This window comes from Blautia sp. aa_0143 (assembly GCF_004167315.1).
GTDB classification, from domain to species: domain Bacteria; phylum Bacillota; class Clostridia; order Lachnospirales; family Lachnospiraceae; genus Blautia_A; species Blautia_A fusiformis.
Genome location: NZ_RCXU01000012.1, coordinates 21,327 through 34,590, shown reverse-complemented (window position 1 = coordinate 34,590; position 13,264 = coordinate 21,327). Strand labels below are relative to the sequence as shown.

10 protein-coding genes are annotated in these 13,264 nt (G+C 45.6%); 8 read left to right on the top strand and 2 right to left on the bottom strand.

Translation table 11 applies throughout. The annotated features are described in order from the left end of the window. Positions 1–17: 17 nt before the first annotated feature. Positions 18–1,598, bottom strand: coding sequence for a PucR family transcriptional regulator (locus tag EAI83_RS07560; protein ID WP_022426480.1), 1,581 nt, complete (start codon positions 1,596–1,598; stop codon positions 18–20). Positions 1,599–1,860: 262 nt separating this feature from the next. Between EAI83_RS07560 and EAI83_RS07555 the strand changes: the two genes are divergently transcribed. The 8 genes from EAI83_RS07555 (at position 1,861) to ybaK (ending at position 11,215) form a co-directional block, all read left to right on the top strand. Beyond that, complete coding sequence (locus EAI83_RS07555) at positions 1,861–3,261, top strand: MFS transporter (RefSeq protein WP_022426479.1); 1,401 nt, start codon at positions 1,861–1,863, stop codon at positions 3,259–3,261. Between the two features lie 54 nt (positions 3,262–3,315). Continuing rightward, positions 3,316–4,329, top strand: coding sequence for a uroporphyrinogen decarboxylase family protein (locus EAI83_RS07550; RefSeq protein ID WP_015524736.1), 1,014 nt, complete (start codon positions 3,316–3,318; stop codon positions 4,327–4,329). Positions 4,330–4,420: 91 nt separating this feature from the next. Beyond that, the gene (locus EAI83_RS17225) at positions 4,421–4,843 is read left to right on the top strand and encodes a hypothetical protein (protein WP_192926477.1); all 423 of its coding nucleotides are present in this window, start codon (positions 4,421–4,423) and stop codon (positions 4,841–4,843) included. 393 nt (positions 4,844–5,236) lie between these two features. After that, positions 5,237–5,833 (top strand): zinc dependent phospholipase C family protein, encoded by a 597-nt coding sequence (locus EAI83_RS07540; protein WP_129974949.1) that lies wholly within the window; start codon positions 5,237–5,239, stop codon positions 5,831–5,833. Positions 5,834–6,096: 263 nt separating this feature from the next. Beyond that, on the top strand, positions 6,097–8,109 hold the full coding sequence (locus EAI83_RS07535; RefSeq protein WP_243113459.1) for a C40 family peptidase: 2,013 nt from the start codon (positions 6,097–6,099) through the stop codon (positions 8,107–8,109). Between the two features lie 85 nt (positions 8,110–8,194). Beyond that, a complete protein-coding gene (locus EAI83_RS07530) occupies positions 8,195–9,403 on the top strand; it encodes a transglutaminase domain-containing protein (RefSeq protein WP_021650408.1) in 1,209 nt (402 codons plus the stop codon). Between the two features lie 49 nt (positions 9,404–9,452). Continuing rightward, on the top strand, positions 9,453–10,712 hold the full coding sequence (locus tag EAI83_RS07525; protein ID WP_059085598.1) for a DUF4203 domain-containing protein: 1,260 nt from the start codon (positions 9,453–9,455) through the stop codon (positions 10,710–10,712). Positions 10,713–10,735: 23 nt separating this feature from the next. Then, positions 10,736–11,215: a Cys-tRNA(Pro) deacylase gene (gene ybaK / locus EAI83_RS07520; RefSeq protein ID WP_129974947.1), complete on the top strand. Its 480-nt coding sequence runs from the start codon at positions 10,736–10,738 to the stop codon at positions 11,213–11,215. Positions 11,216–11,300: 85 nt separating this feature from the next. Here ybaK and EAI83_RS07515 read toward each other — a convergent pair whose 3' ends face one another. Continuing rightward, on the bottom strand, positions 11,301–12,941 hold the full coding sequence (locus tag EAI83_RS07515) for an ABC-F family ATP-binding cassette domain-containing protein (RefSeq protein ID WP_021650411.1): 1,641 nt from the start codon (positions 12,939–12,941) through the stop codon (positions 11,301–11,303). Between the last annotated feature and the right edge of the window lie 323 nt (positions 12,942–13,264).

The window sequence follows — 13,264 nt, the reverse complement described above, 5'->3', positions numbered from 1 at the left end:
AAAAAAGGACCAGGTTGTCAGGTGACAGTCTGGTCCTTTTCCTGCAGAAGAAAGCAGAGCTGCAGAAGAAGCCGGTCTTTCGGATTATCCAGATCAACCTTTGTGAGTTTCTGGATGCGCTCCAGACGGTAGGTCAGGGAACTTCTATGTATAAAAAGCTCACGGGCTGTCTGAAGAGAATTGCGTTCATGCTCCAGATAGACCTTGAGTGTGTGATACAGCTCAGTATTGTTTTTTCGGTCATAATTCTGCAGTGCATCCAGCCGTGAAGAGACCAGAAGCTCGGGACTGATCTGATGGCTGATCTGGGAAAGCATATATTCCAGAAGATAAGCATCAAAATGATAGCACCAGGCCATGCTCTGACTTTTTTTGCCCAGGCGCAAGGCGGAAACAGCCTGAATATATCCCTGAGGGATCAGGAGAAAATCACGAAATTCAGAGCTTACTCCCATTTTAAAAAGCCCTTCGCGCAGGATGATCGCAAGTGAACTGATAACATCGGAAGATACAGAGTGCTTAAAGGACAGATTAACGATCACAACGATTCCCTGCTGATAGGTAAAAGCCAGACCTTCCGGGATCTGGGCTTCAATGTGTCCCAGTGTGGCGATGGAAGAGTGCATACGGTCATCCTGCTGCTGGGTTTCCAGACGAAGTACAAGATACCGGTCATGGCGATTCCAGTTCAGATACTGGATCTGATCGGTAACTGCCTGTAGTTCTGTGAGCTTTCCGGAAAGATACTCCGTGAAGAACTGCCGGGAGTCATTTCCCATTGAGATTTGGAACAGATTGTGCCGACGGATGCATAGCTCGATAAAGGAGCCAAGATACTCAAGAGCAGAAAAATGTCCGGGCTGTATCTCCGTCTGGAGCTCATCTACACAAAGCCTGCCCTGATAATTGCCGCTGACCCAGAGATTCATGTAGAGGATACGGTAACCGCGGAGCTCTTCGGAATAAATATTGGCGCCGTGGGTGATAAGTGTGCGCTGGTATTCGGCATCAAGCTTGAAATCCTGAATCAGGCTTAAAGGTGCGATGAGTCTACCTGTACGCTGGTCATGGACCCATTCGGACATACCGGTTACGTGCCGGGGAGAAGAAAGGATATAAAAGTTGGTGTCGTGGGCAAAAACCGGATTATGAAATATATCCAGACTGGCTTCCAGCATCTCATTCAGCGGATCGATACTTCCAAGTGCAAGCTGGAGTTTACTGTCCCAGTCAGAATATCTGTCAAAGGTCTGCTGTATTTGGTTGAAGACCTCAGAAAAAGAAAGGGTTCCCTTAATGTGAAGGATCCTGCAGCTTTCGGAAAAGCAGGAAAGATCACCGGAGCCCACCACTACAAATGCGATGTTCTGGTATCGCAGGAAGCTTTCGGAAAGAGAATTGCCGAAGACAAGATAAAGGTAGCATGGCTTTAGCAGGGCTCCTGCCTGATATATGCGAAGACCATCCAGCGTCAGGGGGTCTTCACGGCAGAGGATGGAAACATCCTCTTTTTTCTCCGCAAAATCGTCAGCAATGATCTGGAGATTAAGATGGAAGCCTGTATGCGGGCTATTCACGAAATGCTCTCTTTTGTTCAAAATATTTCCTCCAATTCATAAAAGCCTTGTATTTATAGGAAATTATAACATATTAGACGGAAAATAAAAAGAAAACGGAGAGGAAATTATTTGTGCATATTTACAATAATAACTGTACAAATAGTATGAAGCATTGGAGAAAGAATGAAGAAGTGTGCGGATTTACGAACAAGAAAAAAACAACTATACTATAACCATCAAAGGTAACGTGAAGTTGTGGAAATGGCCGGCCCCACAAAAAAACAGCGAAGGGGGAAAGAAAATGAGTAAAAATGAAATACCGAAACAAGATCCGAAACAGAAAAAGGGTCTTACAAATGCCCTGAAATATTTCTTTGGTGTTGGTGATGCCGGATTTGTTCTTATGAGTAATATCGAGACATTTTACTTTATGACATTTCTGACGGATCTGGCAGGCTTTGCAGCTGGTGTGGCTGGTGTGATCAATTCCGTATTTACCATTGTTGATGCCTGTCTGTCCTGGCTTTACGGAGGAATCATCAATGGCACAAAAGCAAAGAAATGGGGGCGTTATCGTTCCTGGCTGATCATGGTTCCGTGGATGGTGCCGTTTCTGTACGCATTCATGTTCATACGTGTCAGTGATAATGAATGGCTTTCGGCAGTGGTGATCATTGCCGCATCCATCGCATCTCATGTGGCATGGAATTTTAGCTATGTTGCCAATGCAACCCTGATCAGTATTGTTGGTAAAACACCGGAAGACAAAGCAACGCTTGCATCCTCCAGGGCAACCTGGAATAACATAGGCGGTCTGTTGTTTTCCTATATGGGTCTTCCATTTGCAACACTTCTTGCCGGATATGTCGGTGAGAAAAATAAATTTGCAGCAGCAGCTTTCTGCCTGGGTATTCTGATGGTCGTAACCTATTTTGCCCATTTCAAGATGACGGAAGGCTATGAAGAGATTGAAACGGAAACAGCAGGAAAGAAAAATGACAAAACAAAGATCACGATCAGAGAGATGTTTGCTTCCCTGTTTCAGAATCCGCCTCTTATGGTCCTGATGCTGGCAGACCTTGCAAAATGGTGTGTGAAATTTGTAACAGCAGCATCTGCTATTTACTATTTCAGGGATGCAATGGGAAATCCGGGACTGATGACCACTTATCTTCTCTGTGTTGCCATCGGTGCCATCATCGGAGCTTTTTCCATGAGATACATTGCAAAAGCAATATCGTCCCGTACAACTATGATCATTGCTTATGCAGGAATGGCAGTATCACTGTTCCTTGTATATATTTTCTATGGAAATGCAATGACAGTGATCGCTCTTATGACACTTGCCCAGTTCTTCTATGGTATGGCTTTTGCAGCTTCACCTGCACTTTATGCGGACACTGTAGTGTATGCAACATGGAAGAGCGGAAAAGATGCATCCGGATGGATCATGGGATTACAGAATCTTCCGCTGAAGATTGCCGTATTCTTAAGAGGAACGATCCTCAGCGCCTGTCTTGTGGCGGTAGGCTGGAAATCCGGAGTTGTTCTTGAGGGAACGGCCCGTCAGGGAATGACGATTTCCTTTGCACTTGTTCCAGCTATTTTCTGTCTGGCAGGTCTTCTGCTTCTCGTGTTTGGATTTAAGATCACAAAGGAAAAGGTTCTTCAGTATCAGGCTGAGATTGACGCAAGATCATAAAGATAAGTGATCGGGTATTTTGAAAGATCACAGGATAATAAAGGAGGAAGCATTATGTTGAAAGCATCGGAGATTTTACTTGAAACGATAAAAAAGGACGGCAGGCCGGAACGACTTCTGAGACAGTATGAGGGTGCGACCTTTTACCCGCCGAACCCGGCAAATAATTATGTGCGTGGAAACCGTCACCGTGGTATGGAGCCTATGAAGGATCTTTTCGGAACTGAGATCCTCTGGCCCCAGGAACAGCTGGCTGCAATGCCACATGTAACAGAGGACAACAAGGTCATTGATGATATCACAGAATGGAAAGAGCAGCTGGTGATCCCGGATATTGTCGGTCAGTGCTCGGATCCGGCTTTATGGGAACCATTTAAACAGAAGGCACAGGAGATAAAGGATTCAGGAAGCCTTTTCATGGCATTTATGCCTACAGGTGTTTTTGAGAGGCTTCACTTCCTGATGGGATTTGAGGATATGCTGGTGAACTTCCTTCTTGAGCCGGAGGATATGATGGATCTCTGCAATGCCATTGGGGAGTACCGGTTCCAGCTTACAAAGCTGATCGTTGATAATCTCCACCCGGATATCATCCTTTCCCACGATGACTGGGGTTCCAAGCAGTCCCTGTTCATCAGTCCGGACACATGGAGAGAATTTATCAAACCACAGTATGAAAGATCCTATAAATATATGAAAGACCATGGAGTGATCGTCATGCATCACGCAGATTCCTTCATGGAACCGATCATAGAGGATATGGTTGATCTTGGGATTGACATCTGGCAGGGAACACTTCCGCAGAATGATATTCCGAAGCTCCAGAAACAGCTGAACGGAAGAATGACACTTATGGGCGGAATCGATGCTTCGATCGTAGACCGAGTGGATTCCACAGAAGAAGAGATCCGCAAGGAGGTCAGAAGAGCATGTGAGGAGTATGCACCACACGGACATTTCATTCCATGTATTACCTATGGAGGTCCCGGTTGTCTGTTCCCTCATGTAGATTCAATTATTGATGACGAGATTGAAAAATATAATAAAGAGGTATATGGAATTCATTAAAAGCGCCAATTGAATAAAAAAGAACCTCAAGGTATGATTGAGTTGCATCTTGGCGGATGTAAACAAAACAATCAAGCACTGGAGGTTCCAAATGAATTATACACAGAATGAAAAGATTGAGCAAGTAACAGATTCAACAATGGTTGTCGGAGTTGATATCGGAAGCCAGATACATTATGCAAGAGCTTTTGATAACAGAGGACGCGAACTTACAAAACGTATTTTTTCTTTTCATAACGATCTGGAAGGGTTCAATTCTTTCAACCTTTGGGCAGAGACACTTAAGACTGATAATAAAAAGATTGCAGTTCTGATAAGAGACCTGGTATACAGCCGTGACGGGATCATGAAGCAGCACAACATATCTGCAAACAGGATTCAGAGATGGCTTGCAATACATTTCCCGGAATATCTGGGATTATATACACGATTTGATGCAATAAGCGGCCTGGCAGTGCTTGAAAAAGCACCATTGCCAAAAGATGTGATTGCGCTTGGAGTAAATGGGATCTGAAAGATCTGGCATGATAAAAAGATGCGTGGCAGAGGAGTTACTGAAGATAGGGCAAAGACCCTGGTTGAAGCTGCGCACAACAGTGTTGGACTTGACGGAGGGATTGGAACAAAAAGTGAATTATATATGCTGCTCAGGTTTCCAGCACGGTTTATCTTTGCGGAGAATCGAAGACAAGTACCGTCTGGGCATCTATTGATCTGAAGCAGCGGCAGCTTTTTGATCTGGATTAAAATTTACATAATCTTTATTTGATTATTTGAAAAAACAGTGCTATAGTAAAGTTGGTTCCGGTAAACGGATGATTTATGGATCCCAGAAGAGGACCGGGCGGAACCAAATTACTGTTGACCGGTCAGGATCTGGATCAGGAAAGAAGGAAGAGGGAAAAAATTGCGTAAAAAATCACATATACTGTTAGGCAGATACCTGGCTGACCAGATGTCTGAGGTGTACAGTCTCCAGCAGCACAGAAAAGCGTTTTGCCTGGGCAATATCATGCCTGATCTGAAACCATCGTTTCTCACCACCAGACATGAGTTTTTCGGAACATTCGATCACCTCCAGAGTAAGATGAGGGCGCTTGTCGAGAAGAACCCGGAGGAAGAGAATGCCAGAGTATACTGGAGAAGATTCGGTGAGGTCATGCATTATATGGCTGATTATTTTACTTTTCCTCATAACAAAACATACAAAGGAAATCTTGCAGCACATAATTCTTATGAAGCTGAGCTGAAGAACCGCCTGAGAGAATGTATCCTCAGCGGCGCAGCAGACAGCCAGCTGGAAGAAGCGAAGCAGTTTGAAAGCTTTGAGGAACTTGTGGAATATATCCGTGAGCGTCATGCATATTATCTGGAAAGCCCGCGGTGCATTGCCGATGACATCCGTTTTATCCTTCGGGTGTGCTATCAGGTTGTACAGGGGATTTTTCAGCTCTGTGTCAGAAAACAGTTTCATATGGGCGGACAGCCGGCAGTGACTGTCTGACAGTATATAAAAAGCCGCAGTGTGTGAGAGCACTGTGGCTTTTTTACGTTATGGTAAACTCTAAAAAATCTTACAAAAATGTGAATAAAAAGTGAAAAATAGATGAATTGAAGGAGATATCCTACCAGAACAGTTGATTTCACGATTTTCGTATGCTAAAATAAATTGAATTAAACTTTAAGTTATCAAACGGTTTAAGGCAGACCTTTATTATAGGGGAAGTAAAGGGATGTTCAAGGAAAGAAGGGAGCATCTTAATAAATATGAAGAACAAGTACCTGAATAAGTTTTTTTGCATCACGATGTTATCAGCTATGGTACTGGCAGTTCCAACCGGAGTAAAAGCCGCCGAGGAAGCAGATAATGTTGTTGCTGAGGAAGGTGTTTCAGGAGACGGGAGCGAGGTAAGTGAACCGGAACCAGAAGTTCCGACAGAACCGGTGCCGACAGCTGCACCGGAACCGGAAATAACTGCTGCACCTGACCCGGAACCAACTACAGCGCCGGAGCCAACCGCAACACCTGCACCTGCGCCGACGGAAACACCGGAGCCAACTGCAACACCTGCGCCGACGGGAACACCGGAGCCGACAGCGACACCTGCACCAACGGCAACACCTGCACCGACAGCGACACCTGCACCAACGGCAACGCCGGAGCCAACCGCAACACCTGCACCGACGGCAAGACCGGCCAGGGATGACTCTGCAAAGGTACAGGCGGTGATCCGGAAGATCAAAGCACTGGCAGGCAGAACGATCACAGCAGCAGATAAAGCGGAGATAGATAGCGTACGTGCAGCTTATGAGGCACTGTCTAATACAGAAAAGGCCAAGGTTACGAATTATAAGATCCTGACTGAGGCAGAAGCCAAGCTTGCAGCTGTCGACAAGAACGACAGTGATAACAAAAAAGATAACAAAAAAGATGATAGCAGCACGGAAGATAACAAGAATACAGAGATCACAGATGGAAATAACGCCACAGCAACACAGATCGGAGATCCTGTTTATGTGACAAATATGGTATCCAATCTCCATGCGGGCAAGGATTTTTATCTGGATAGTCTTAAGAGCAATTATCATCTGTCCTTCTCCGATGATTTTGCTTCTGTAATGGAAGAGATCGAAAGAGAATATAAAGAGAAGAACAAGCTTACCGATACGGAGAACACACTTCTGGTAAGAAACTGGCAGGATATTCTTGCTGTTTATATTTACGAAAAGAGCAAAGCAGGAGCAACGTCATTTACATTGGATGCATCCTGTAAGGATGATCTGGCAAGGATTTTTGCGGAGATGAACCCCATCGTCAGGGACAAGCAGGATATTACCAAGATATCCTACGGAAATCGCAAGATCAACTACTACATCAAGAAGAACAATATTGCAAAGGAAGACAGAAGCGTCCTTAAGAAATATGTGGAGACAGACTGTAAGCTTCTCTGTGCGGTAGTTACCGCATCCAAAGGCTTTGTCCGTGAAAGCGTGGGAGACAATGTTTCTGAGGATCGTGTAGATGTTATCACCGCAGCGTATTCACTGGTTGGTAAGGTCGGATATTTCTGGGGCGGCAAATCTACGGTGATCGGAGAAGATCCAAGTTGGGGCTCCGTTGAGAAGGTATCAGCAGACGGTAGCAGAAGCTCCGGTACGCTCCGTGCATATGGTCTGGACTGCAGCGGCTTTGTTACCTGGGCAGTGATCAATGGATATAAGGATCAGGGAATGCAGGCAGCAGTTGGAGACGGAACCTCTGACCAATGGGAGAAGGCCGGTGTTGTCAGCGAAGCAGATGCACAGCCAGGAGATCTGGTATTCCAGAGAGGACCGGAAGCAGGAAGCAACAACCACGTTGGTATCCTGTGCGGAAAGACGGATTCCGGCGACTGGATTGCAGTACATTGTTCCTCAAGCAAGAATGGTGTAACGGTTGGTGAGGCATACAGTGCAAGCTTCCGTTATATCAGAAAGCCATCCTTCTATCAGGATACAACAGCGGAGGAAAATAAGACCACAGCTACAGAGAATGATGTTCTGACAGAGGAGAGTGCAGAAAAGCTCCTCACGGATGTGGTTAGATCTGATGCACTGAAGGATGCACTGGCATCCGGTGATACTGTTTCCAGTGACCTTCTTGCAGATTTTAAGAATAAGGCTTTGCAGGAGGATGAGGAAGAAGATGAAGTTGAGACGCTGACTCTGGATCAGGAGACCATGGACGATGCAGTGGATACATTTGATGATGATGTAGAAACACTGGAAATGGAAAACTAAGGGACAGCGATTGAAGATAAGGGCAGTCTCCCACGGGAGGCTGCCCTTTCTTACAATCGCTGCTTCAGACATAGGACATGATATTATGAAAAAAAGAAATTTCTGCCCCATGGCAGCCGCAGTGCTTACAGCTGCAGTGATCCTTCAGCCCTTTAGCACTTCGGCAGGGGCACTGGGTCAGATCCGCTCCATAGCAAAGAGCATTATTTCAGGCGAACCAAAGGAAGTAGAGGAACTGCGTCAGATGGAGGTTGCCCAGAGCGAAGAAGGGCATCAGGAATATTATTTCAAACAGCTTACGGAAGAAGAGCAGAGAGTATATCGGGAGCTGCTGAAAGGAATCCGTGCCCGGGAAAAGGAGTTTTATCTGACGATCTCCGATGATGACAGTATTGACAGAAGCTATCATGCAGTATTGAAAGACCACCCGGAGATATTCTGGGTCCACAATCGTGAAAAAATCTACAAAACTACGTATTCAGACAGTGATTACTGCGTTTTTACTCCGGGCTATACTTATACAGACAGCGAGATCGATGAGATACAGACGGCCATGGAGCAGAGCTTTCAGGAGGTCAGAGCCCTGATCCCGGAGGATGCCGGTGATTACGAGAAGGTACGCATTGTTTATACGTATGTTATTGACCATACCCAGTATCAGACTGGGGAGGATGATCAGAGCATAGCAGGTGTTTTCTGGAAAAAATCTGCAGTCTGTGCCGGATATGCAGGAGCTGTCCAGTATCTTCTGGAAAGGCTGGATATTCCCTGTATTTATGTGGACGGAAGCACAAAAGGAAGTACAGAGGGTCATGCATGGGATATTGTAAAAATAGGCCAGGAGTATTATTATGTAGATGCTACCAATGGGGATCAGCCGGATTTTTTAAATGGAGATGCCGCACAGCTGGAAGAACATAAGACGATCATTTACGATTATCTCTGCCCTTTCCCGGAAGAATATGAAAAAACCTATACACCATCGGAAGAACTGACAGTTCCGGCATGTACTGCGAAGGATCTGGATTTTTATGTGCTGAACCAGGGGTACTTTGAAGATTACAGCTGGCAGGACATATATGATTATTGTAAGATGAGACTGGATAATGGTGCGGCTGTAGTGCGTTTCAAGTTTGGCAGTCAGGAAGCTTTTTCCGAAGCCTGTCAGGAACTGCTGGATGATGGCGTGGTACAGAATGTGGCACAGTATTATATGAAACTTCACGGACTTGGTCAGGTGGAGTATCATTATGGAGTGATGGATAATTTTTATACCATATATTTTATTTTCTGAAACATCTTCGGGAAGATTTCCGGAGGTTTTGGAAAGAGAGGAGTAAGTTATGAATATGGATATGTTGTCAAGAGGATTTGACATACTGCAGAGAGCAGGAGGTATGGAACAGATCAGCCAGCTGATGGTGATCGTATATGGAGTGCTCTGCGTTTTCGGGCTTTTGAACTGTATCCTGGGATATCGTATCCTCCGGTTCTGGATGATGATCTTTGGATTTATCATCGGAGCAGGCGCCGGCTTTGGTGTAACCTATATGTCCGGTGTTCAGGATAAAATGGTGATCGCAGGTGCCATGGCGGGACTGGGGATCGTACTGGCTGTTGTTTCGTTTCTGATCTACAGGGCAGGAATCTTTGTACTGGGATTTGGTATCGGAATAACATTGAGTATCTATCTGGTCCATCCGACCAGTTCTTTTTCTTTTTTCCTGTGCATCCTTATCGGCGTGGGACTGGGAGTACTTGCTATGCGTTATGCGAAAGGAGTGATCATTGTCGGAACCAGTATACTGGGTGGTGTTCTGGCAGGATTATCCATTGCAAAGATCGCAGGGCTGGCGCAGTTTCCATATGGCGTCGGTATGGCAGCGGGAATTGCGATCCTTGGTATGCTGATCCAGTTCGCCATCAACAAAGACCGATACGATGAGGAAGATGACGAAGAAGAGGATGACGACGATGGAACTCTGCCGGAGGAGACCAGGAAGCCGGCAGGAAGGGACCGTAGAGGAAACAGTCGTGAATACACCTCTGACCGTAACAGGGACGATCACAGATATACATACGAAAACCGGGCAAACGATGACCGGGAAAGCCGGGGTGAAAGACGTTCCCGCAGACCATCTGACAGAGAAGGACGCAACTCTGACAGACGAGAAAGAAATTATGCAGACAGCCGAAAAAGATCCGGAAGCGAAAGAAACAGCAAAGGCAGTTCCACTGAAAGAAGAAGCACTTCCGGAACATCCGGCAGAAACAGAACATCCGACAGAAATTATGCTTCGGATGACAGAAGAGGCCGCAGATACAGCCAGAGCAGCAGCACCAGGGAACGAAGGAATGCAGGAACGGGAAGCAGATCCCGCTATGCAGATCCGGAGGATCATGAAGACTATGATCGTTTTGATGAGTCGGAAAACAGGGACAGCTATGAAGATTTTGAAAAACTGCAGCAGAAAAGACGCCGGATGGATATTGAAAATATGGCGGATTTTGATGAGCAGGAAGAATATGGAAATTACAGGAATGACCCGGATCTGATGAATGATGAGGATCTGGATGAGCTTGATGAGTGGAAAGACAACTGAGAAAAATCCGAGGAGTGACAGAAATGGGAAAAGAAGCCAAAACAAACGCGATGAGAATGCTGGATCGAAAAAAAGTAAAATATGAAGCACTCACATATGACTGTGGAGAGTTCATAGATGGGATCCACTGTGCAGACATTACAGGAGCCCCTCATGATCAGTCCTTTAAGACCCTGGTCATGGAAGGGAAAAGCGGCGGCTACTATGTGTTTGTAGTTCCGATCGAGAAAGAGGTGGACCGTAAGGCAGCCGCAAAGTCTGTAGGCGAAAAAACAGTAGATATGATCCATGTAAAGGATCTTACAAAGATCACGGGCTATATCCGCGGAGGCTGCAGCCCTCTTGGAATGAAAAAAAATTATCCGGTGGTGTTTGACCAGTCTGCCGAAAACTTTGATGAGATCTATGTAAGTGGTGGAAGAGTAGGCCTTACCCTGAAGGTACCGCTTAAAGATCTTCTGGATGTAACACAGGGCAAGCTTGCTCCGATCACCATGGAGTAAGCGCATATAAAACAGATAAAAAAACTCCCCTGACTGCCTGTAAAGGCGGAAGCAGGGGAGATTTTTTGTTACAGAAGCATGGGATTTAGTTATCCTGTGCGTCCTCTTCGTTAACCTGGAATACGTGACGCTTCTTGGCCATTTCGTCGCTGGCAAGATACTCGTCGTAAGTGGTGATCTTGTCTACCAGCTTGCCGTTAGGAAGGATCTCCATGATGCGGTTTGCAGTTGTCTGTACAAACTGGTGATCGTGTGAAGTGAAAAGGATCACTCCCGGGAATTTGATCAGTCCGTTGTTCAGTGCTGTGATAGACTCCATATCCAGATGGTTGGTTGGCTCATCCAGGATCAGGATATTGGCACCTGAGATCATCATCTTGGAAAGAAGACAGCGAACCTTTTCACCACCGGAAAGAACACGGACACGTTTTACACCATCCTCACCAGGGAAAAGCATACGGCCAAGGAATCCACGGACGTAGGTTGCGTCCTTGATCTCGGAGTACTGTGTCAGCCAGTCGGTGATAGTAAGGTCGTTATCGAATTCCTGTGTGTTATCCTTCGGGAAATATGCCTGGGAAGTGGTAACGCCCCATTTGTAATTTCCTTCATCCGGCTCCATTTCACCTGTAAGGATCTTGAAGAAGGTTGTGATGGCCTGCTCGTTGGCGCCCACAAAGGCAACCTTATCTTCACGACCAAGAGTGAAGGAAATGTTGTCCAGAACCTTTACTCCATCAATGGTCTTGGACAGATTTTCCACCATGAGGACCTCGTTTCCGATCTCACGGTTCGGGCGGAAGTCGATGTATGGATATTTACGGCTGGAAGGACGCATGTCATCCAGCTGGATCTTTTCCAGGGCACGCTTTCTGGAAGTCGCCTGCTTGGATTTGGAAGCATTGGCGCTGAAACGGGAGATGAACTCCTGGAGCTCTTTGATCTTCTCCTCTTTCTTTTTGTTGGCCTCTTTCATCTGCTTGATCAGAAGCTGGCTGGATTCAAACCAGAAGTCGTAGTTTCCGGCATAAAGCTGGATCTTGCCATAATCGATATCAGCAGTATGTGTGCAGACCTTGTTCAGGAAATAACGGTCATGGGATACTACGATAACTGTATTGTCAAAATTGATCAGGAACTCCTCCAGCCATTCGATAGCAGGAAGATCCAGGTGGTTGGTCGGCTCATCAAGAAGAAGGATATCAGGATTTCCGAAAAGAGCCTGTGCAAGAAGAACCTTGACCTTCATACTACCGGTAAGGTCTGCCATCTGTGTATAGTGGAACTCGGTGTCGACGCCGAGACCGTTGAGAAGAGTAGCAGCATCGGACTCTGCTTCCCATCCGTTCATTTCTGCAAACTCACCCTCAAGCTCACTGGCACGGATGCCATCTTCGTCTGTGAAATCTTCCTTTGCGTAAATGGCTTCTTTCTCTTTCATGATCTGATAGAGTCTTTCATTACCCATGATGACAGTATCCAGAACCGGATAAGCATCATATTTGAAGTGATCCTGCTGTAGGAAAGAAAGTCTCTGACCGGGGGTGATCACAATGTCGCCCTTGGTAGGCTCAAGCTGACCGGAAAGGATTTTGAGGAATGTAGATTTTCCTGCGCCGTTGGCGCCGATCAATCCATAACAGTTACCCTCTGTAAATTTGATGTTAACGTCTTCAAACAGCGCTTTTTTTCCAACGCGCAGTGTGATGTTATTTGCTGAAATCATATCATACCTCTTTTTTCATTAAATAAATATCGTTTCAATTACATACGAAAGCATTACAATCGTTTCCTATTGTACCGTAAACTGAAAAATTTGCAAGCTGTATTTTCTTTTTTTCGGCTAAATAAAGGAAAAACAGGGGATTACTATGAATCACAGGAAAATAATAACCTTTTATTATATAAAAAAAATGGGTTATACTGTCGTATGTGGTAATGAAGTATTCCGGGGATATGGATATCCGGCTCTCTGGCACATCAGAAACACCCAGGAACGTGGCAGATCGGATGGAATGCGGAAACTATCATAAATCAGCAGCTTAGTTG